This window comes from Aquiflexum gelatinilyticum (assembly GCF_024741135.1).
Classification (GTDB): domain Bacteria; phylum Bacteroidota; class Bacteroidia; order Cytophagales; family Cyclobacteriaceae; genus Cognataquiflexum; species Cognataquiflexum gelatinilyticum.
On the sequence record NZ_JANSUY010000030.1, the window covers coordinates 26,666 to 47,801 of the forward strand.

Consider the following 21,136-nt stretch of genomic DNA (forward strand, 5'->3'; position numbering starts at 1 on the left):
TTATGGACATGTCAAATTCGGCCATTATTTTGTTTACAGCATTTGCCGCGCTGATATTGCTTTTTGTGTTTTTATACTTTATCCCTGTCAATTTATGGATAACAGCCATTTTCTCAAATGTTAAAGTGGGGATCGGAGAGTTGATAGGAATGAGAATCAGGAAAGTGCCTCCCGGAGTTATTGTCAATTCGTTGATTACAGCCACTAAAGCAGGGCTTGACCTGACAACAAACGACCTCGAAACGCATTACCTTGCTGGTGGCAATGTCCCAAATGTAATCCGGGCCCTGATTTCTGCCGATAAAGCAAATATTACATTAACATTCAAACAAGCTACTGCAATTGATCTTGCAGGAAGGGATGTTTTTGAAGCTGTACAGATTTCTGTAAATCCTAAGGTCATCAATACGCCAAATGTGGCTGCAGTGGCTGCGGACGGAATTCAGCTGATTGCCAAAGCAAGGGTGACAGTAAGGGCCAATATTGCCCAGCTTGTAGGTGGTGCCGGAGAGGAAACCATTTTGGCAAGAGTAGGAGAGGGTATTGTAACCTCAATAGGTTCTTCTTTGAATCATAAGAGTGTGCTGGAAAACCCTGACAAAATATCAAAATTAGTGCTTCAAAGAGGCTTGGATGCAGGAACAGCATTTGAAATCCTTTCAATAGACATTGCGGATATTGATGTCGGAACCAATATCGGAGCCAAGTTGCAGATTGACCAGGCTTCTGCTGACCTAAAAGTAGCAGAAGCTAAAGCGGAAGAGAGACGTGCTATGGCAGTTGCATTGGAGCAGGAAATGAAAGCAAGAACGGTTGAGATGAGGGCTCTTGTAATCGCTGCTGAAGCAGAGATCCCCAAAGCTATTTCTGAGGCATTCAGAAGCGGCAACTTTGGTGTCATGGATTATTATAAAATGGAAAACATCAAATCTGATACTGAAATGAGGTCTTCAATAGCTGGTACTGATGTCGCAAGCGGCACCGAAGGGGGCAGAGGAAAACAAGGAGACAAGAAATAATAATATTTTAAATAAAAAAGGCCTGATCCGATTTCAAATTCGGGTCAGGCCTTTTCATTGCCAATAATCTAACGTTGGGTTCATGTACCCTTTTTCTTTTTGTTATTAATGTTTTCGATGGGTTCTAGGGGCGCAAATTGATAGTCATCTTCAGCCAGAATTTGATTGGTGCCGACATCGAATACTATACTTTTATAATAAACGGGGAGGATATAGTCGCCATTTTCATCCAAAATCCCATATTTATCCCCAAGCCTTACCAAGATTTTATTTAAATCTTCTCTTCTAAGTTCTTCAAATTTTGGTTCCACTATTTCTTTTCCTTCAGGTGAAATCAAACCAAACTTTTCATCATTTTCAGTAATAAAATAACTGTCGGCAGCCAATGAAATCCTGTCGAAAGTTTTTTCTAAAATTGGGAGACCGTCCTTGCCAACCAATAAGTACCTGCCTTCACGCTTAACAATAGCTTTTCCTTTATTGAAATCTGAAACATGCTCATATTCTGCCGCTAAGATTATAGTACCTTTGTTGTTGATATAGCCCCAATTCCCATTGAGCATGAATGCAGCGATTCCTTCTTTGAACTTCCTAACTTCTTCAAAGCGGTTTTCAACTACCCAGTTTCCTGATTTATCGATGAAACCAAAAGCACCGGATTTTTTTGCCGGGTAAAGGCTTTCACTTCCCTGAAGGATCAAATCAACTTCCGAAATGGGGGAAACTTCCCATCCATTAGGTCCTAAAAGACCCAATTTATTATCTCTCAGCCAAACATTGTAATGCTTTGACCCAACATCCGAAACTTTTTCCATCCCAACCTGGTCCAATAAAATTCCATCATTATCCATTACTCTACGCAGCTTTCCGTGTATATATTCCAAAAGCATTCCGTCCTCAAGTGTTATTTTATGGTATGATGTATATTTGATATCTGCTCTTTCTTCAAGGCACCTGACAAGCATGTATTGTTTCCCATCAAATGCATAAAAATAATCACCGTCAAGATAGACCATATGGTCTATAATAGGATCTAAAATGTAATCACCATCTCTGTTTATCAATCCGTATCCCGTACTTTCTTTTGAAATCAAGAAACTTTCATTTACCTCTTGAAGATGTTCATATTGCTTATCAGGAGTTTCGGAAATAGGCAAATAGTAACCCTCAGGATTCTTAGCGATTACCTGTCCGTTCATTGCCAATTTTGCTTCGAGAAAAACCCCTAAATATTCGGTTTTTCTTGAGGAATGATAATAAATCCAATATTTATTTCCTTTTCTGGCAAGTAGCCTGGTATACAAAATCTGAATTTCATCATATTCAGGAGCAAAAATTTCTTCACCATATTCATGAAATGCTCCTTTTCCGTTGGGGCTTTCCACGACTATCCATGGTTGTTCGTATTTGTATACAGAAATTGCCTTTAAGTCTACAAATGGCTTATATTCCTTGCTTAGCAGTTTAAGTTGATTGTTGGAAGTGCTTATCCTTACAGATTCTCCCAAAATACTGATTTGGTCAAATTCAATTCTCGACTTTAGTTTAAGGTTTTGGTCAAAAACTTCATAGGTCTGGGATTTTACTGTTTCAGCAGTGATTGTTACAAAAATGAGATAAAGAGGTACTGTCCAATAAATTTTAAGCTTCATAAATCTAGAAATTGACGAAGGTAAAATAAATGGATTGAATCTGTAATTCAAGATAGTGCGGGGAATATTCTAGACCTTTTTTTCTGGATCTTTTTCAAGATCAAAAAGATCCGATAAGATTCCGATCATTTTATCCGCTTCGTCTCTTTGGCATGCAGCGCGAAGCTGAACCACAGGGACTTTGAGGATTTTTTGCATCATGCTTTTGGTGATTTTATCAATCATGGCAACTTGTGCCTCATCAGCATTTTTAAGGAATCTTTCCATTTCTTCCAAACGGATCTGTTCCAATGCATTTTTAAGCTTATTGATGGTCGGAGAAACCATCATTTCTTTTTTCCAGTTAAAAAAATCTTCAATACTTTCAGTTATAATTTTTTCGACTTGTGGAATAGAAGCAAGACGTTTTTCGAGAGTTTCAGTTGCCTTACTTCTTATATTGTCTACGTTATAAAGCATCACCCCGGGAATTTCCTCCAGGTTTGTTTCTATGCTTCTCGGTACCGATAGATCTACGAAAAGCTTATAGCTGTTGATTTCGATTTCAGACACCATCTTCTTGGTGATATATGGCTCTGATTTCATGATTGAGGAAACAATTACGTCGGCCTCTTTCATGGCTTCAAAGCAATTCTCAAAGGGAATCACTTCAAATCCCATTTCATCTGCCAAAGCCTTTGCCCTTTCAAAAGTTCTGTTGGTGATAGTGACTTTAGCATCAGGGATGTGTACCATATTTTTGGCAACATCTTCGCCAATTTCACCTACGCCAATAAGCAAAACCCTTGGTTGGTAAGTATTGGAAGTAAGTTCTTCGATAAGTTCGACGGCTGCATACGAAACTGACGCTGCCCCATCACGGAAAGCGGTTTCTTGTACAAGTCGTTTACTTGTAAAGAAGATCATGTGCATCAATCTGTGCAAAAAAGGCCCTGCCATGTCCAAGTCAGCGGAAGCCTGATAAGCCCGTTTTACCTGATTGGAAATTTGCATATCACCTACCACTTGGGCCTCAAGACCCATTGACACCCTAAACAGATGTTCGATGGCATCTCTGTCCTCGTTATGGATTTTGAAATATTCCATGTAATCAACCACATTGGTCAAGCCCTTTTCCAGACCGATGAGTTTGATGATTTCTTCATTAAGGTCAATTTCGTGGGAATAATATACTTCTGTCCTGTTGCAGGTGGATAGGATAAGCGTGTCTGTAATGCTGAAAAAATCTTTCAGTTTAAGTAAAAGAGAATGGATGGAACCCTCATCGAGTGCGATGACTTCCCGTATTTCGACAGGAGCACTTTTGTGCGATAAACTGATGGCTCTAAACGTTTTTTGCATTTTAGATACTTTTGCGTTACAAATTTAATTCAGATTAGATAGCAAAAGATAATTTCCCTTTACTTCCGTTCAATTTAAATTCGGTCTAAATAAAAAAGACAAAACTTAAATTTTTGGTTTTCAATTTCAAATTTCGTAATAATTGTAAAATATTTCCAATCGAATTACTTTATCGGGGATAGATACGATTTATCGGTTGCGATTGGATCATGGTTTTTTATAATTATATCAAATGGCTAAAATTTATTTTTTTCTGAAGTCGTATTTTGGATTCTCCAAAAGAGAATCAAAGGGGTTCGTTTTGGTTGTGCCTGCCCTTATTGTCCTTTATCTTATTCCCTCAGGTTATGATTGGTTAGTCAGAAAGAAAAATGAAGAGAAATTTTTAGCCTACTCTATTAAAATAGACAGCTTGGTGATGGCCGGCTGGAAACCTTACCAGAGTAATTTTCAAAATCAATTGAATGATCTCAAATCAGATACAGTCAAAAGGGCCAATACATATCAAAAACCCAAAAGTCCACAACTGAACAAAATGTCATTCTCGGATGCTGACTCTGTTGTGCTTCAGATTGTACCTGGGATTGGTCAGACGATGGCAGGAAGGGTGGTCAAATTTCGCGAGAATATGGGGGGGTTATACAGCAAGGACCAATTATTGGAGGTCTACGGAATGACGCCTGAAGTATTGGAAAAGGTTTTTGAATATTTTGAATTCGTCCCCGAAATCAAAAACAAAATCCTGATCAATCAGGCTGATGTCAATGATTTGGCAAAACATCCATATATAAACTACGGATCAGCCAAAGTCATGATTGCTTTTAGAGAGCAGCATGGACCATATCAATCAGCAGACGATTTGCTAAAAATCAAAATATTCAATCAAGAATGGGTGGACAGACTCAAACCATACCTGGAATTTTGACTCTCTTTTGATCGCGAGGTTAATAGACCTTTTTTCCGCCAACGAATGTCCCTGAGATTTTGATTTCTCTTAATTCATTTTCAGGTGCTGTCATGATGTCTTTTTCCAAGACTACAAAGTCCGCGAGTTTGCCCGGTTCGATGCTTCCTTTTAGATTTTCTTCGAAGTTGGCAAATGCAGCCCAAATGGTCATACCTTTTAAAGCATGCTCTCTTGTGATTTTGTTTTCAGGCTGAAATCCATCCTCAGGCCAATTTTTTGCATCTTTTCGTACTACACCGGAATGAAACCCATAAAGGGGATTGATATGCTCTACCGGAAAATCACTTCCTAAGGCAAGCATACCATTTTGATCTAAAAGTTCTTTGTAGGCATAGGCTGTTTTTATCCTAAAAGGGCCAAGCCGTTGACCTGCCCAATACATATCAGAGGTGGCATGGGTAGGCTGAACAGATGGGATGACGCTGTATTGTGCAAATTTAGGCATATCTTCTTTGCTTACCACTTGTGCATGCTCGATCCGCCACCTGAGGTCATTTTTTCCTTTCAGGTATTTGGCATAAATGTCCAATAACGTTCTGTTGGCTGAATCACCTATACAATGGGTGTTCATTTGGAAGCCGTTTTCGTACATTTTTTTGGCGAGTTCATCAAATTCCTCCGGATTTTTGAGAAGGAACCCGTAGTAATCTGCATGATCATGATAAGGTTTGAGCAATGCGGCACCCCTTGAACCCAAAGCGCCGTCTCCATAAATTTTAAAACTCCTTACTGTGAGGTTGTCATCTTGGTATATTCCAGTTTTGAAATAATGCGCCATATTGGCTTCGGTTGGGTTAATCATTGCATATACACGCATGGTCAAAGAACCGTCTTTGTGCATCTCGGAGATCAAGTCGATAGTTTCTTTATCCAAACCTGCATCCACTACTGTAGTCAGTCCTACCGCAAAACAGTTTTCTTGAGCGCTAGTCATGGCTATCCGGGCTTCTTCTTTGCTTGGATCCGGAACTTTCGAGGAAACTAATCCAATGGCATTGTCAATCAAAACTCCTGTTGGCTTGTTACCGATTAGAATAACCTTTCCACCGACCATTGATGTGGATGAAGTGATCCCTCCAAGATCCAAAGCTTTTTGGTTGACTAGGGCGGCATGACCATCAATTCGCGTCAGAAGTACAGGTTTGTCAGGAAAAAGGGAGTCTAATTTGGTTTTGGTCGGAAATTCCTTTGATTCCCAAAGGTTTTGGTCCCAACCTCTCCCTAATATCCATGAAGCCTCAGGGTTTTTCTCTGCATGAATCCTTACCCTTTCTACCAATTCTGTTTCTGATTCTGCACCAAGCAAATCTGCGACCTGTAATCCTAATCCATACCTAAAAAAGTGGGAATGGGCATCGATAAATCCAGGGTAAATTGGTTTTCCTTGTAAGTCAATGATTTCCTCGGAGTCATATTTTGAAAGTATAGCATTGTTATTGCCTACTGCCACAAATCGGTTGTCCTTGACAGCAAATGCGTTTGTTATTGTGAAACCTTCATCTACAGTATAGACTAAACCGTTATGTACAATGAGGTCAACTTTCTCCTTTGTAGTACAGGAAAAAATTGAAAAAGTCGAATACAGAAGCGAAAAGAAAATAAATTTCTTCATTTTAGAGAGTTTGGTGGAAGTTTCTAACAAGAAAGCGGACATATTTGCGGAATGGTAGAGGATAGGTATGGTTTTATGCAGTTTGCCCTCAATTTTCCAGAATTTGAATTCAAAATTCAGGAAACTGATGGGAAATTAAGCATTTTCGATTCCCTTAGAAAGAAATATTTGATATTGACACCTGAAGAATGGGTAAGACAGCATATGATTTCTTTTTTGGTCCAATATAGGAACTACCCCAAAGGACTTTTTTCTTTGGAAAAAGAAGTAATGTATAATTCGCTTCAAAAAAGATTTGATATTTTGGTGTTGGATAGAGTCGGAAATCCATTCCTATTGATCGAATGCAAAGCACCCGAAGTCAAGCTTTCCAAAAAAACAGTAGAACAGGTGGCGGTCTATAATAAGACAATTGGAGCTGCCTTCATGGGAATTAGTAACGGTAGGCAGCATTTGTTCTTGAAATACAATTTTGAAGTAAATAATTATGAACAAATATCAGATTTACCTCAATTTCAACCTTGATTAATGTGATATTTGTCATGTAATCAATTATATTTATCATTTAAGTTTGTTCAGCGGTTTTAACCAATTGATATGAAAACGATAGAAAAAAGTACTCCATGTGAGCTTTGCATGAGCAGAAAATTTTCACTCTTCGCCAATCTTTCTGAACCACATTTATGCCATTTATCGGATCATAAAAATTTTATCACACACAAAAAAGGTCAGATTTTATTTTATGAAGGGACCAAACCCTTGGGTGTTTTCTGCATCAATGATGGGGTAGTAAAGGTTTATAAAACCGCATCCAATGGGAAAGAGCAGATTATCAGACTTGCAAAAAAAGGTGATTTTTTAGGATATGCTTCCCTACTTGGTGAAGAGTCATATTCCAATTCTGCCACAATTGTAGAAGATGCCAAAATCTGTTTTGTCCCAAGGGAATCTTTTTTAAAGGTATTGGCTGAAGACACAGAATTCCATAGAAGAGTTACCAAGGCACTTTGCCATGATTTAGGAATCATGGAGGACAAACTTACAGATGCCACACAAAAGTCAATAAGAGAAAGGCTAGCCTTTACGCTATTGAAACTCAGTGAGACTTACGGGATAGATGGGAATGCAGGTGAGAAAATTGACATTGTACTCACAAGAGAAGAAATCGCAGGCTTGGTGGGTACTGCAACCGAAACGGTAATCCGACTACTTTCTGAATTCAAAAAGGACGAGTTGATCGACTTTGAAGGAAAGAAAATCCTTGTTCTTGACAAGAGAGGTTTGGCAAGGTTGTCTGATTTCTATGGATGAAATTTCTTGAACTGAAAAATAACCATCCTTGCTGAAAGTTGTTGAAATCAGTTTTTTTAGGCTAATCCAATCATTTTAATTTTTTTTTGTTTGAATAAAAGTATCCATTTACTAGGTCCAATTTTGGAATTTAACAAGTTCAATCTCATGCGAATCCGTATTCTTGGAATTTTCCTCCTTGGATTCTTATTTTATTTCCCTGCTTTCAGTCAAAGTTTTGCATATAAAACCATGCTGAATGGGATTTATGATAATGAATTTCCATTGGTGTATTTGGACCAAGATGAAATTCTTGAAAAGGCTATTTTGTTCGATACCAGAGAAAAAGAGGAATACGAAGTGAGCCACCTGAAAAATGCAAGATGGGTTGGCTACGATACTTTTTCATTGGAAAGCATAAAAGATATTCCAAAAGATAAACCGATAGTGGTTTACTGTTCGGTAGGTGCACGAAGTCAGGAAATTGGTAAAAAACTCAAAAGCGCAGGATATAAAGAGGTGTATAACCTTTATGGAGGGATTTTTCATTGGATCAATGAGGAGCGTCCAGTGTACCAAGATCAAAAGAAGACAAACCGTATCCATACCTATAACAGAACGTGGAGTATTTGGGTAAATAAAGGAGAAAAAGTCTTTTGATTACATTTATTACTCCCAAATAGAATCGGTAAATTTCATATTGATAGGGAAGCGAGGCATGACGCTTTCGTACTTTAAAATTATCTCCCTATTTTTAGCCGCTTAATTAAAATCATGACTATGGATATTCTGGAGGTCAACAGTCCAGCCCTTGAAAAAGAATTTTTGGAAATGGCCGTAAGGCTATATAAAAATGAGGAAAACTGGATAAGACCTCTCGATAAAGACATACAGGGATTGTTTGAGCCGGAGACAAATAAGCTGTTCAAGCAAGGCGGAAAAGCCAAAAGATGGCTTGTCAAGGATCAAAAAGGAAACACTATTGGAAGAATTGCCACCTTTATCCATCCCAAATGGAAAGAGAAGCAACCGACAGGTGGAGTTGGTTTCTTTGAGGCAATAAATGACAGCAAAGTTGCCTTCCTTTTGTTTGACACCGCAAAATCCTGGCTTGAAAAGCAGGGCATAGAAGCGATGGATGGTCCGGTCAACTTCGGTGAGCGTGATAAATGGTGGGGTCTATTGGTTCAGGGTTTTTCGCCTCCTAATTACAACATGCCTTGGAATTTTCCATACTACCAAAAATTCTTCGAAGATTACGGGTTTCAAGTTTATTTCAAACAGTATACCTATATGAGGCCTGTACAAGGAGGAAATTTTGATGCCAAAATGGTAGAAAGAGCCAATAAAGTTTTGGCTGATCCGGATTTTTCATTTAGACACCTGACGGGGAAAGAGCTTTCAGAAAAAGCCCCAGAATATTTTATGGAAGTCTATAACAAAGCTTGGGCAAAGCATATGGGGAAAAGTCTCACACTTAGGGAAACCCAATTGATGTTTGCCAAATTAAAACCTATCAGAGATCCCCGATTGGTCTATTTTGGCTTTTATAAAGGCGTACCGGTTTCTTTTTTTATCAATATTCCGGAGATCAACCAGATATTCAAATATGTGGATGGGAAATTAGATTTAATGGGAAAACTCAAATTTCTTTGGTACAAAACTTTTTTCCCACCCAATAAAATGTTGGGCTTGGTATTTGGAGTAATTCCGGAATTTCAAGGGAAAGGTGTGGAAAGCGCCATGATTATGGCCTACAATGAAACTTTTGCCCGTCATGATTCTTTTCCTTACAAAACAATTGAAATGAATTGGATCGGTGATTTTAATCCCAAAATGATGCGCGTCTGTGAGCAACTGAATGCTAAAATTTACAAAACCCACCATACCTACAGGTATTTATTCGATAGGTCGCTGCCATTTGAAAGGCATAAGATTTTTGAATGAAAAAGGTCTGCTTTTGTGGGATCTCCCTTTTGGTATAAATAAACCAATTATTAATAAATCAAAAAACATGAAAAAATACGATGTAACGGGCATAGGCAATGCTCTTGTAGATATAGAATTTAAAGTATCCGACCAGTTTTTTTTTGACAATCACGTTGAAAAAGGCCTGATGACACTGGTTGATGAAAACCGTCAAAATGCTCTCATGAAGGTGATCAATACCAAAGAAGCAAAAAAACAGTGTGGTGGATCTGCAGCGAACACAGTCATTGCGGTGAGCCAATTTGGTGGAAATGCCTTCTATTGTTGTAAAGTGGCCAATGACGAATTAGGGTATTTTTATCTTGAAGATTTAAAAAATTCCGGAGTAGACAACAGCCTGGAAGGTAAAGTCCCCCAGGATGGAATTACAGGCAAATGTCTTGTAATGGTTACCGAAGATTCTGAAAGAACTCTGAACACATTTTTGGGAATTACCCAAAATTTTTCCGTTCTAGATCTGAGTGAGTCGGCTATCAAAGATTCCAAATATTTGTTTATCGAAGGCTATTTGGTTACCTCTCCAAACGGCAGAGAAGCCATGGTCCATGCCAAGAAAACTGCAGAATCGGCCGGCACTAAAGTCGCTCTGACGTTCTCAGACCCTGCAATGGTAAAGTATTTTCATACCGGTTTTGATGAAGTAATCGGTCCGAGTGTTGACTTGCTTTTTGCCAATGAAGAGGAGGCCATGCTTTTTACAGGAAAGGAAAACATTCTTGAGGCTAGGGAGGAATTGAAAAAGGCTGCCAAACATTTTGTAATCACACAAGGAAAAAATGGCGCTATGATTTGGGATGGAGACACATTTATAGACATAGAACCTTACAAAACAGTGGCAATCGATAGCAATGGGGCAGGAGATATGTTTGCAGGTGCATTTATGTATGGGATTACCAATGGACATAGCTATGCATCAAGCGGAAAATTGGCCTCAATGGCAAGTTCTAAAATTGTGAGTCAATTTGGCCCTAGACTGAAATGGCATGAAGCCAAAGAAATACTTGGTAGGTTATTGCCCTGATTCCAAAATGAGATTTATGGGAGTAAAGAAATTGACTGAAAATATTTAGTTGGAGATTTGTTCAGTTATTGATTGTGTTATATTTTTCGCAGAAATAACTTAAAAATTTCTTCACCGGTATCCGTTTTTATTCTTTTATCCTTTTTTGATAAACAAATCTGATTAAAAAAAGTAAAACTTACATGAACCAAAAACTAAATCCAAGTATATGAGAAAGTTTACCTTTACGCTGTTGGCGGGAGTCTTTTTGACACTTTCGGCGATAGCCCAAAACAAGATTGATTTCAAGGAATTTACCTTGGACAATGGTTTGAATGTGATTATGCACCAGGACAACAGTACTCCAATTGTGGCTGTATCTGTTTTGTACCATGTCGGGTCCAAAAATGAAAAACCGGATCGGACAGGTTTTTCCCACTTCTTTGAGCATTTGCTTTTTGAAGGTACAGAGAATATCGGCAGGGGTGAATATATGAGCAAAATCCAGTCTATAGGTGGTACGCTCAATGCTTTTACATCAAACGACGTGACGTACTATTATGAGATTGTTCCTTCCAATCAACTGGAAACTGCCTTATACATGGAATCTGAAAGAATGCTTCATCCTAAAATCGATCAAATCGGTGTCGATACCCAAAGAGAAGTCATCAAAGAGGAAAAAAGGCAATCTTATGACAACCGTCCATATGGTACAATTCTTCCTGAGACAATGAAAAGATCTTTTGTCAAGCATCCTTATATGTCACCTGTGATCGGATCCATGGAACATTTGGATTCAGCCAAATTGGAAGAATTTATGGCTTTTCATGAAGCTTATTATGTGCCGCGAAATTCCACCCTGACTATTGCAGGAGATATAGATTATGGTCAGGCTGAAAGGTGGGTTAGAGATTATTTCGGTGAAATCCCGTCAGGCCCATCTGATTTTTACCGTCCAAACATCACAGAACCGAAAAAAACAACTGAAACCCGTGACGTCATTTATGACAATATCCAGATTCCTGCTGTGATCCAATCCTACAATCTCCCTCCAAAAAACCATCCTGACTCATATGCCCTTTCTATGCTTTCGACCTACTTGGCGGGAGGGAATTCTTCCTTGATGACGAAAGAACTTGTGGACAAACAACAAAAGGCATTGGGAGTAGCTGCTATTCCATTGGATTTAGAAGATGGAGGTGTGTTTTTGATGTATTGCATTGCGAATATGGGAGTTGATCCAAAAGAACTTGAAAATGAGATGGATGTCATTTTAGCCAAGGTTCAGAAAGAAGGTATCTCCGACAAGGATTTTCAAAAATTAAAAAATATCATCGAAAATGACCTTGTCACTAAAAACAGTTCAATGGCAGGAATTGCACAAAATCTCGCTGAGTCAAAAGTGTTCTACGGGAAGACAGATTATATCAATCAGGAGATGGAATATTACTCAAAGGTAACTCCTGAAGACATAAAAAGGGTAGCTAATGAGTACCTTTCGTTGAACGGAAGGGTAGTTTTGTATTATCTGCCAAAGTCAGCACAAGTTCCTGAAACTCCTGCAGGAGCATCAATGAAGGAAAATAAAAATTGATAAAAGATACTTTCCCAATCACTTTTATTCATACTATCAGAAAACATGAAAAATATAATCCTATATATATTATTTGCCTTTGTTGTTCAATCAGGCTTTGCACAGATTGATAGGAGTTCCTATCCTGAACCGGGTCCTGCGAGAGAAATCAAACTTGGAAATGCAGACTCCTTTACCCTTCCAAACGGACTAAAGGTATTTGTTGTCGAAAACAGGAAATTGCCAAGGGTTGCTTTTTCATTAGTCTTGGAAAGAGATCCCATTTTCGAAGGAGATAAGGCCGGAATGCTCAATATGGTAGGTCAGATGATGACCGGAGGAACTTCCAACAGAACAAAAGACCAATTGGATGAGGAAATTGATTTTATCGGTGCTTCCATCAATGCCAGTGCTTCTTCCATTTATGCAGCCTCATTGAAAAAACACCAAGAAAAAGTGCTCGAATTGATGACGGATGTATTATACAATCCTGTTTTTCCGCAAGAAGAATTGGATAAACTTAAAAAACAGACGATTTCAGGCTTGGCCGCAAGCAAAGACGACCCAAATTCCATCTCAGGAAGGTTGACATCCACACTTAATTTTGGAACAAACCATCCTTATGGAGAATCAGAAACTGAAGCTACTGTCAAAAACATCACGGTGGAGGATATCAAGTCTTACTACGATATTTATTTTAAACCTAACATCGCATACCTTGCCATTGTAGGGGACATCAACAAAAAAGAGGCAGAAGCTTTGGTCAAGAAGTATTTCAGTAAATGGGAAAAAGGAAATGTTCCGACCCATTCCTATGAAAAACCAACTCTTCCTGCAAAAAATACCGTAGCATTAGTGGACAGATCAGCATCCGTACAGTCTGTCGTAGATGTGACTTATCCACTTGAAATGAACCTAAGCAATCCCGATTATTTGGCCTCAAGGGTTTTGAATTATATTCTTGGTGGAGGAGCATCTTCAAGGTTGTTTATGAACTTAAGAGAGGAAAAAGGCTACACTTATGGGGCTTATTCCTCAATCGGTGCTGATAAATTGATCACAAGTTTTTCTGCAAATGCAAGTGTAAAGCAAACTGCGACTGACTCAGCAATCACAGAGATAATTTATGAGATCAGAAACCTAAGAGACAACGGCATTACTGAAGAAGAATTAATCAGTGCAAAGGCCAATTTGAGTGGTTCGTTTGGTAGATCATTGGAAAGTCCTTCCACCATCGCCAATTTTGCTATTAACACTGAGAGGTATAAGCTTCCACAAGATTTCTATGCCACTTATCTTCAGAAATTGAATGCCTTGACTGTAGCCGATATCAATGCTGCAGCAAAAAAATTCATGAAGCCTGACAACATGTACATTACGGTCGTAGGAAACGGGGCTGCAATTGAAAAAAGCCTTCTTGCTTTTGGTGAAGTAAAAAGATTCACCAACACAGCGGAACCTGAGAGGCAGATTGCCATGAATACAGAAATGACCGCAGATCAGGTAATTGAAAATTACCTCAATGCTATCGGTGGAGAAGGCAAAGCTAAAGGCATAAAAACATCCAAAATGGAATCTGTCGCTGAAATACAAGGAATGACACTGAATTTCGTAGCTGTTTATGATGAGCCAAAATCTGCATTTGCCCAAAAAGTAATGATGATGGGCAATGTGGCATCCAATACTGTTATCAAAGATGGAAAAGGTTCAGTTACAGCAATGGGACAATCCACCGCACTCACTGACGAACAATACGAGGCTGCCAAAATGAGTATGTTTATTTTTCCTGAGTTACATTATGAGGAATTGGGATATTCTATGGTTTTGGAAGGAATCAAAGATGTAGAAGGAGAAAACGCATACAAGGTAATCGTATCCAATCCCACAGGTTCCAAGCAGGTCAACTACTATAGTGTAGAGTCCGGATTGAAAGTCAAAACGGAAAGTGCTGAAGCAGGCGATATGTTTTTTAGCGAATACAAAGAAATCGATGGAGTAAAATATCCAATGATGATGTTGTTGAAATCCCCGATGATCCCGATGCCTTTGGAAACAAAGGTTGAAAAAATCGAATTCAATGTTACTATTTCTGAGGACGATATAAAATAAATTTTAAGGAGGGATTCAATCCCTCTTTTTTTATTTAAATTTCAAAAATTTAACCAAGAGAAAATGAAGAAATTATTTGTTGCAGCACTAGCATTGGGTGTAGTTCTGATCGGATCAGATGTCAAGGCAAACATTACAGACAAAGAGCCATCAAAAGACCATTCATATGTTGAGAATGATCCTGCTTCTATTATTGAAAATTATATCAAAGCGGTAGGAGGCAAAGCTAATGTTGAAAAAATCAAAAATTCGGTTTTGCTAATGGAAGCAGAATTTCAGGGGGCGACCATAGTGATTAAAGGAATTTCTGACCAAGTCAACAGCAGGATGCTTCAAGAAACATCCGTGATGGGTAATGTTGCCCAAAAGACGGTTTTGGTAAATGGCAAAGGTAAAATATCCGGTATGGGGCAGGAGCAAGAACTGACAGAGGAAATGGTCACTATGCTAAAAGCACAAACATATGTTTTTCCTGAGATGCATTACATAGACCTTGGATATACTATGGAGGTTCAAGGTACAGAAATTATTAATGATGAAGATGCCAATAAGCTGATCATCACTGCACCAAACGGCATGAAAACCGTAGAATATTATTCAGTAGCTTCAGGTCTTAAGTTAAGAACAAGCTCTGATGCAGCGGGAGATATCACTTATATGGATTATTCTGAAATAGACGGAGTCAAAATCCCTATGAGGCTTTCGATCAAAAACCCAATGTTACCTGTGGCATTGGAAGCAAAGATGGTATCAATGAAATTCAATCAGGAGCTTTCTGACGAGGATTTCAAATAAATTAAAAGCATCAAAAAAGAAAAAGGGCCTCCGGATTTTTGGATGCCCTTTTTTTATTCCAATTACCTTTAAGATTTGATCTATTTTTGAAAAATCCTTATTAGCTTTTTTTGAGAATTCCCTTTGAAATCAGAAAGACAGTTATTCTCCAAGGAGTTTGTTGAGACTGAAAATGTCATCTTCCTTAATTTGGATTATAAATTTCGGAAAATACTTTTTCGTGTTCTTTGATAATGGTACTTCTTTGATTTTTCCTAATCTCTCTATTTTGAAATTGATTTGATCATTGGTTGCATTTTCAAAATCATATTCCAGAATTTTGTCATTTTTCATTAGGATGGCATATGCCCCAGAATCGGGATGCAGTTGTGTGATGATTCCTGATTCATCCTTTCGGATTCCCCAATGGTGCAATAGACCATCTCCTTCAAAATTTTCAATGATTTCGATTCCTATCTGTGCTAATAATTCTTTTATCAGCGTTAGTAAATCTTCCTTTCCAAAAACAAAGCTTTGGAAAAACGAAGTTATTTTTTCCCCTTCTTTTGATAGACTTCTAATTAGATTTTCAAAATCTCCAAGGTTATATCCAACTCTGGTTTTCCCAAATTTCTCCCACATTTCCTTCATTAATTCAGAAAGTGAGGAACCTGAAGATTTTAACATCAGATCTAGGCAAAGAGAAATTAGTGCACCTCGGTTATAAATACTGACTTTTTTGTCAGGTATTCCTGGTTTGTATCCATCTAGCCACAGGTCAAAACTTGATTCAACTATTGATTGATTCCTCCATCCTAAGCTATCAAATTCACGTTGGATCTGTTTTTGAAGAAGATCTATGTAATCTTCAAACTTCAAATATCCGGATTTTAATAGATAATAATCTCCCATGTATGTGGTTACTCCCTCCATAACCAATCCTTCGTTTAAATAAACTTCTTTGGAAAGATCATAGGTAAGAATCCCGGATGGCCTTATTCTACAAACATTCCAAAAGTGATACAGTTCATGCGAACTTACTCCGATAAGTTCATCTAGTTCGGATTTATCCGATAATGCATATGCAGGGCCATAGGTGATGACCGTCGAAAAGGCATGCTCTACTCCATGAAAATGTCGATATGACAAAAGTTGAAAAATAAAATGGTAATCCTCTGCCGGAAATTCTCCAAAGTCCTTGATTTGAGAATCAGTGATTGATTTCAAAACAGATTGAAAATAAGTTACATCAAAATGGATTTCTCCTTGAATCCATACGTGGAATTTGGAATCCAGGGCATCATACGAAAAATGCTTTAAACCTGCACTTGCCAAAAATGGACTGTCCATCAAGTGTTGAAAAGAGCCAGCTTTCCATTTATTGCCTTCGATGTTTTCAAGAGCGGTCGCTACTTGATAATCATTTGGCAATTCAATTGTAATATAGATTTCTTCATTTTTTCCTTCCTGAATATCAAAAATAAAATTTGAGAAATTGAGGTATAATTGTTCATCATCAGACCAACATCCTCCAGCATCCATTTGGTTACAGTAATACTCGTATTGAATTACATATAATCCGGACACCGGGGCAATAAACTCCCAAAGGTCTTTACTCGTTTTTTTCCAAGGAAGCTTCGTCTCATGGTAAGTCAATTCAAAATTTCTGATTTTCTGTGCATAATTAGCCAACTCATATCTTCCAGGCCTCCAAGCCGGCAATTGGAGATGGATTATTTGCTTTTCAAAGCAATTAATCTCCAACCGGATTTGGATAAATTGGGAAGTAAAGGATTTTCTGAAAATGGAATAATGCATATGCCTTTGACTTAGGATTCAAAACAAAAGTAAATCTACGGTTTGTAAATAAAAAAAGGTTATCTATCTTTGCAGTCCTTTAAAGGGAGACCTTCAGGAATTCTACAAGCAAAGCACAAAATATTAAATAGATAGCGTCATGAAAAGAACATTTCAGCCTTCTCGAAGAAAAAGAAGAAACAAGCATGGATTCAAACTTAGAATGTCCACTGCCAATGGAAGAAGAGTATTGAAATCCAGAAGAGCAAAAGGAAGGCACAAGCTTACAGTATCTTCTGAAAAGACTTTGAAGAAGTAATTTTGAGCATTCTGTTTCGTATGTTTAATACGTAAATCAAAATGCAATGAATTTCCGACTTCACAAGAATGAGAGATTACATTCTAAAAAGTTAATAAAGGAACTTTTTGACAAAGGTTCCTCTTTTTTTTTATATCCCTTTAAGGTAATGGTTTTGGAAATCAATTTTGAAATTCCAGAAACCAATCAGGTATTGTTTTCCGTTTCAAAGAAGAAGCTAAAAAAATCTGTCGATAGAAACCTGATCAAACGTAGGATGAGAGAGTCCTATAGACTCAATAAGCAAATTCTAGGAGAAATTAATGGGGGCAAAAAAATAATTGGCCTCATATACGTTTCTTCAGAAATTGTTACATTTCAGGTCATTGAGAACAAAATCAAAAAAATACTTACCACTATTAAGGAAAAGCCGCTTTCCGAAAAAAACAATCCATGAATAAAAATTTCAAAAAGCCTGTAATTCTACTTCTTGTATCATTCCTCACTTTAAGTTTGCTGTTTTCTTTTGCCACAAAAAATGACAAGCTATTTGCCATCGCAAAGAACCTTGACATTTTCGCTTCACTTGTAAGGGAACTGGACTCCTATTATGTGGACGAAATCAATGCAGATGAACTTGTGACCATCGGTATCAATGCCATGCTTGAGGAGTTGGATCCCTACACTGAATTTATTCCTGAAGAAAACTCAGATGATTTTAGGATGATGACTACCGGTGAATACGCAGGCGTAGGTGCATTGATTGGGAATAGAATTGGCTCGAACATGATCTTGATGCCCTATAAGGGTTTTCCGGCACAGTCTGCCGGATTAAGAATTGGTGATGAGATTTTGAAAGTAGATACCGTCAATGTAGTCAACAGTCTGACATCCGATATTTCAAAATTGTTAAAAGGCCCTGCCAATACAAATGTCTTTGTTCAGGTTAAGAGGGGTACAGACACCATTTCTGTAAATCTGACAAGAAAGAAAATCGTCATTAGTAATGTGCCATTTTATGGTAAACTTGATGACCAAACAGGCTACATCAAACTTTCAGACTTTACTACCAACGCTGCTTCAGATGTCAGAAATGCATTGGTTGATCTTAAATCACAGGGAATTACAAGGCTGGTTTTAGATGTGAGAGACAATCCGGGAGGGATTTTGAAAGAAGCGGTAGACATTGTCAATTTATTTGTACCGAAAGGGAAAGAGGTAGTTCGGACAATAGGAAAGCTGGAAAATGTAAATTCAGTATATAAAACGACTAAGTCACCTGTGGATAAAGATATTCCAATGGTGGTTTTGATCAATGAAAGAAGTGCCTCAGCAGCTGAAATCGTAGCAGGTGCGCTTCAAGATTATGACAGGGCCGTTTTGATAGGAAGAAGGACTTTTGGAAAAGGATTGGTACAGACAACAGTACCGCTTTCCTATAACGCACAAGTAAAAATCACAACTGCCAAATATTATATCCCAAGTGGCAGGTGTATTCAAGCCATTGATTATAGCCAGGAGAACAGGGATGAGAATGGTAATTCTATTTCAATACCTGATTCCCTGAGAAAAGAATTTAAAACCAAAAATGGCAGGATTGTTCTTGATGGTGCGGGAATTGAACCAGACCAAAAAACTGAATCAAAATCATTTGCCCCTATTACCTATAGTTTGGTAGCTAGAAACCTTGTATTTGAATATGGTAACAAATTTTTCTTGGAAAATGAAATGATCTCCAATCCTAGGGATTTTGTGGTAACTGACGAAATCTATGCTGATTTTGTAGCCTCTTTAGAAGGAAAGGATTATGACTACACTACTTATGTTGAAAAAACCCTCGATGATCTTGAAAAATATGCCTTAAGGGAGAAGTTTTTTGATGATATCAAACCAACCATAGAAGACCTTAAGAAAAAGGTGAGCCATAATAAAGAGCAGGATTTAATCACTTTCAAATTTGAGATCAAAGAGGCGCTTAGAGAAGAATTGGTGTCAAGATATTATTTTCAACAAGGTATAGTTGAAGCATCTCTGGTTAATGATGAAGATGTAATTGCTGCCTTGGGAATCCTTTCAAATCCTGCTGAGATCAATAGGGTTTTAACAGCCTCGGCAAAATAGAAAGTATAAAAACATGGCGTTGATTTTGTCTATTGAGTCCGCTACTTCCATTTGTTCTGTCGCACTTCATCGTGACGGTGAGATGTTGTTGTTATCTGAATATGACCAAGAAAATGCCCATGCGAGACAATTAATGCTTTTGATTGAGGGGATTTTTAAGGAATTGGGTATGAAACCGTCTGATCTAGCAGCTGTGGCAGTTTCTTCAGGCCCGGGTTCTTATACAGGTTTAAGGATAGGAGTTTCAGTAGCAAAAGGGTTGGCATTTGCATTTGGGCTGCCCTTGATTGCAGTGGATACATTGGAAGGATTGGCCTCGCAAGCTTTCTTTTTATGTGGCAAAAATGATTTTGTGATTCCATTATTAGATGCAAGAAGAATGGAAGTTTATACTAGTGTATTTGATGGAGCAGGTAAATTGATTGAACCATCTCATCCTCTCGAAATTATTGAAAATCCATTTTTAAATTATCATGAAATTGGCAAGGTATATTTCTTGGGAGATGGCCTTGCAAAACTTACCGGTATCCTGAGCCATGAGAAGGCTGTTTTCTTACCAAATTTAAACTCTGCTTCTTCGATTGGTTCATTGGCTTTCAAGAAATACCTTCATAATGCTTTTGAAGATATTGCATATTTTGAACCGAACTACCTAAAGGAATTTAGGGTTTTAACTTCAAAAAAGAATCCCCTGTTACTATGAGTGAAATTGTCAATAGAGTAGCGGCTAGCCCAATTATTACAATAGATCTTGAGACGTTGTATCGACATGAAGAAAGAGTGGGGTTTGATCTCAAGGAATTTCTTTTTCAGGAATTGGTTTTGAGAGAAAAAGATTTCCGGTCAGATTTGAGTAAAATTGATTGGGATCTTTACCGAGGTAAACTTGTTGCGGTTTTCTGTTCTGCAGATGCCATAGTCCCCAATTGGGCCTTCATGTTAGTAGGAACTTTTCTTTCCAAGGCCGGAATTGAATATGTAATTGGGGGAATGGATGACCTTGAGCAATACCTATTTGAAAAGGCAATTTCAGAAATCAATCCGAGAGAATATGAAAACAAACCTGTTGTTATTAAAGGATGCAGTAGATACCCTGTCCCCTTATATGCATATGGTAGAATAATGGCCGTCATTCAGCCTTATGCGAAATCAATCATGTATGGTGAACCATGTAGCACTGTACCCTTATATAAGGGTCCCAAGTAAAAACATTCATCTTGTATACAGATACTTAGGTTATGTATGCAGTTTTTTTAACATCACAGTTTGGTAATATTCATTCAGTCTGCTAAGTTTGCAATCCAATTACGGCTAAGATCACCCAAAAGAGGGTGAATAAGGTTGAAAAATCAAATCTCAATTACTGGTCAAAAATAAAAAATCTTTTTTTTGATTTAGATTTTGAAAGTTCAAATTTATATCCCGATATTTGCACTCGCTTTTAAGACAAGGGTCTTACATTACTGTAAAAAGAAGCAGTAAAAGTTCATTGAAGTACTGGAGAAATAACACAAAATACTGTCTGTATTAAAATACAGTCAGAATCAATAGGGCTAGGAAACGAATCAGCAGAGATGCTGAGAAAAAACTATAC

Annotated in this window: 19 protein-coding genes; 15 read left to right on the forward strand and 4 right to left on the reverse strand. The window is 37.9% G+C overall.

From position 1 onward, the window contains the following. Window positions 1-2: 2 nt before the first annotated feature. On the forward strand, window positions 3-1,019 hold the full coding sequence (floA, locus tag NU887_RS20625) for a flotillin-like protein FloA (protein WP_258425286.1): 1,017 nt from the start codon (window positions 3-5) through the stop codon (window positions 1,017-1,019). An 80-nt stretch (window positions 1,020-1,099) separates the two neighbouring features. Here floA and NU887_RS20630 read toward each other — a convergent pair whose 3' ends face one another. Next, window positions 1,100-2,671 (reverse strand): WG repeat-containing protein, encoded by a 1,572-nt coding sequence (locus tag NU887_RS20630; RefSeq protein ID WP_258425287.1) that lies wholly within the window; start codon window positions 2,669-2,671, stop codon window positions 1,100-1,102. A 69-nt stretch (window positions 2,672-2,740) separates the two neighbouring features. Then, window positions 2,741-4,012, reverse strand: coding sequence for a glutamyl-tRNA reductase (gene hemA / locus NU887_RS20635; RefSeq protein WP_258425288.1), 1,272 nt, complete (start codon window positions 4,010-4,012; stop codon window positions 2,741-2,743). A 232-nt stretch (window positions 4,013-4,244) separates the two neighbouring features. Between hemA and NU887_RS20640 the strand changes: the two genes are divergently transcribed. Next, window positions 4,245-4,937, forward strand: a complete 693-nt coding sequence (locus tag NU887_RS20640) for a ComEA family DNA-binding protein (protein WP_258425289.1) — start codon at window positions 4,245-4,247, stop codon at window positions 4,935-4,937. Between the two features lie 19 nt (window positions 4,938-4,956). Here the strand turns inward: NU887_RS20640 and NU887_RS20645 are convergent, their stop codons facing one another. Continuing rightward, window positions 4,957-6,591 (reverse strand): amidohydrolase, encoded by a 1,635-nt coding sequence (locus NU887_RS20645; protein ID WP_258425290.1) that lies wholly within the window; start codon window positions 6,589-6,591, stop codon window positions 4,957-4,959. Window positions 6,592-6,642: 51 nt separating this feature from the next. On the opposite strand from NU887_RS20645, the gene NU887_RS20650 reads away from it, so the two are divergent. The 8 genes from NU887_RS20650 (at window position 6,643) to NU887_RS20685 (ending at window position 15,347) form a co-directional block, all read left to right on the forward strand. Continuing rightward, window positions 6,643-7,116 carry a type I restriction enzyme HsdR N-terminal domain-containing protein gene (locus NU887_RS20650; protein ID WP_258425291.1) on the forward strand — a complete coding sequence of 158 codons (474 nt, stop codon included), beginning with the start codon at window positions 6,643-6,645 and terminating at the stop codon, window positions 7,114-7,116. Between the two features lie 72 nt (window positions 7,117-7,188). Next, window positions 7,189-7,902 carry a Crp/Fnr family transcriptional regulator gene (locus NU887_RS20655; RefSeq protein ID WP_258425292.1) on the forward strand — a complete coding sequence of 238 codons (714 nt, stop codon included), beginning with the start codon at window positions 7,189-7,191 and terminating at the stop codon, window positions 7,900-7,902. 147 nt (window positions 7,903-8,049) lie between these two features. Then, a complete protein-coding gene (locus NU887_RS20660; protein WP_258425293.1) occupies window positions 8,050-8,541 on the forward strand; it encodes a rhodanese-like domain-containing protein in 492 nt (163 codons plus the stop codon). 120 nt (window positions 8,542-8,661) lie between these two features. Continuing rightward, window positions 8,662-9,828, forward strand: coding sequence for a hypothetical protein (locus NU887_RS20665; RefSeq protein WP_258425294.1), 1,167 nt, complete (start codon window positions 8,662-8,664; stop codon window positions 9,826-9,828). 67 nt (window positions 9,829-9,895) lie between these two features. After that, window positions 9,896-10,891 (forward strand): adenosine kinase, encoded by a 996-nt coding sequence (locus tag NU887_RS20670; protein ID WP_258425295.1) that lies wholly within the window; start codon window positions 9,896-9,898, stop codon window positions 10,889-10,891. 208 nt (window positions 10,892-11,099) lie between these two features. Beyond that, on the forward strand, window positions 11,100-12,464 hold the full coding sequence (locus NU887_RS20675; RefSeq protein WP_258425296.1) for a M16 family metallopeptidase: 1,365 nt from the start codon (window positions 11,100-11,102) through the stop codon (window positions 12,462-12,464). Between the two features lie 45 nt (window positions 12,465-12,509). Then, entirely contained in the window at window positions 12,510-14,552 is a 2,043-nt protein-coding gene (locus NU887_RS20680; RefSeq protein WP_258425297.1) for an insulinase family protein, read from the forward strand. Window positions 14,553-14,615: 63 nt separating this feature from the next. Next, window positions 14,616-15,347: a LolA-like protein gene (locus NU887_RS20685; RefSeq protein WP_258425298.1), complete on the forward strand. Its 732-nt coding sequence runs from the start codon at window positions 14,616-14,618 to the stop codon at window positions 15,345-15,347. 141 nt (window positions 15,348-15,488) lie between these two features. Here the strand turns inward: NU887_RS20685 and NU887_RS20690 are convergent, their stop codons facing one another. Next, window positions 15,489-17,144 carry a M61 family metallopeptidase gene (locus NU887_RS20690; protein ID WP_258425299.1) on the reverse strand — a complete coding sequence of 552 codons (1,656 nt, stop codon included), beginning with the start codon at window positions 17,142-17,144 and terminating at the stop codon, window positions 15,489-15,491. Between the two features lie 139 nt (window positions 17,145-17,283). Between NU887_RS20690 and rpmH the strand changes: the two genes are divergently transcribed. The 5 genes from rpmH to NU887_RS20715 are packed head-to-tail and all read left to right on the forward strand — an operon-like array spanning window position 17,284 to window position 20,748. Continuing rightward, the gene (gene rpmH / locus NU887_RS20695) at window positions 17,284-17,442 is read left to right on the forward strand and encodes a 50S ribosomal protein L34 (RefSeq protein ID WP_113926163.1); all 159 of its coding nucleotides are present in this window, start codon (window positions 17,284-17,286) and stop codon (window positions 17,440-17,442) included. Between the two features lie 46 nt (window positions 17,443-17,488). Further along, a complete protein-coding gene (gene rnpA / locus NU887_RS20700) occupies window positions 17,489-17,878 on the forward strand; it encodes a ribonuclease P protein component (RefSeq protein ID WP_258425300.1) in 390 nt (129 codons plus the stop codon). After that, window positions 17,875-19,542 (forward strand): S41 family peptidase, encoded by a 1,668-nt coding sequence (locus tag NU887_RS20705; protein ID WP_258425301.1) that lies wholly within the window; start codon window positions 17,875-17,877, stop codon window positions 19,540-19,542. Before rnpA ends, NU887_RS20705 begins: the two co-directional genes overlap by 4 nt. 13 nt (window positions 19,543-19,555) lie before the next feature. Continuing rightward, window positions 19,556-20,245, forward strand: a complete 690-nt coding sequence (gene tsaB / locus NU887_RS20710; RefSeq protein ID WP_258425302.1) for a tRNA (adenosine(37)-N6)-threonylcarbamoyltransferase complex dimerization subunit type 1 TsaB — start codon at window positions 19,556-19,558, stop codon at window positions 20,243-20,245. Beyond that, entirely contained in the window at window positions 20,242-20,748 is a 507-nt protein-coding gene (locus NU887_RS20715; protein ID WP_258425303.1) for a DUF2480 family protein, read from the forward strand. Before tsaB ends, NU887_RS20715 begins: the two co-directional genes overlap by 4 nt. The last annotated feature ends 388 nt before the right edge of the window (window positions 20,749-21,136 follow it).

Coding starts and splice junctions, on each gene's coding strand:
- NU887_RS20690 (WP_258425299.1), bottom strand. CDS start 17,144: ATGCATTATTCCATTTTCAGAAAATCCTTTACTTCCCAATTTATCCAA.
- NU887_RS20640 (WP_258425289.1), top strand. CDS start 4,245: ATGGCTAAAATTTATTTTTTTCTGAAGTCGTATTTTGGATTCTCCAAA.
- NU887_RS20665 (WP_258425294.1), top strand. CDS start 8,662: ATGGATATTCTGGAGGTCAACAGTCCAGCCCTTGAAAAAGAATTTTTG.
- NU887_RS20685 (WP_258425298.1), top strand. CDS start 14,616: ATGAAGAAATTATTTGTTGCAGCACTAGCATTGGGTGTAGTTCTGATC.
- NU887_RS20705 (WP_258425301.1), top strand. CDS start 17,875: ATGAATAAAAATTTCAAAAAGCCTGTAATTCTACTTCTTGTATCATTC.
- tsaB (WP_258425302.1), top strand. CDS start 19,556: ATGGCGTTGATTTTGTCTATTGAGTCCGCTACTTCCATTTGTTCTGTC.
- NU887_RS20630 (WP_258425287.1), bottom strand. CDS start 2,671: ATGAAGCTTAAAATTTATTGGACAGTACCTCTTTATCTCATTTTTGTA.
- hemA (WP_258425288.1), bottom strand. CDS start 4,012: ATGCAAAAAACGTTTAGAGCCATCAGTTTATCGCACAAAAGTGCTCCT.
- rpmH (WP_113926163.1), top strand. CDS start 17,284: ATGAAAAGAACATTTCAGCCTTCTCGAAGAAAAAGAAGAAACAAGCAT.
- rnpA (WP_258425300.1), top strand. CDS start 17,489: ATGAATTTCCGACTTCACAAGAATGAGAGATTACATTCTAAAAAGTTA.
- NU887_RS20655 (WP_258425292.1), top strand. CDS start 7,189: ATGAAAACGATAGAAAAAAGTACTCCATGTGAGCTTTGCATGAGCAGA.
- floA (WP_258425286.1), top strand. CDS start 3: ATGGACATGTCAAATTCGGCCATTATTTTGTTTACAGCATTTGCCGCG.
- NU887_RS20675 (WP_258425296.1), top strand. CDS start 11,100: ATGAGAAAGTTTACCTTTACGCTGTTGGCGGGAGTCTTTTTGACACTT.
- NU887_RS20670 (WP_258425295.1), top strand. CDS start 9,896: ATGAAAAAATACGATGTAACGGGCATAGGCAATGCTCTTGTAGATATA.
- NU887_RS20650 (WP_258425291.1), top strand. CDS start 6,643: ATGGTAGAGGATAGGTATGGTTTTATGCAGTTTGCCCTCAATTTTCCA.
- NU887_RS20680 (WP_258425297.1), top strand. CDS start 12,510: ATGAAAAATATAATCCTATATATATTATTTGCCTTTGTTGTTCAATCA.
- NU887_RS20660 (WP_258425293.1), top strand. CDS start 8,050: ATGCGAATCCGTATTCTTGGAATTTTCCTCCTTGGATTCTTATTTTAT.
- NU887_RS20715 (WP_258425303.1), top strand. CDS start 20,242: ATGAGTGAAATTGTCAATAGAGTAGCGGCTAGCCCAATTATTACAATA.
- NU887_RS20645 (WP_258425290.1), bottom strand. CDS start 6,591: ATGAAGAAATTTATTTTCTTTTCGCTTCTGTATTCGACTTTTTCAATT.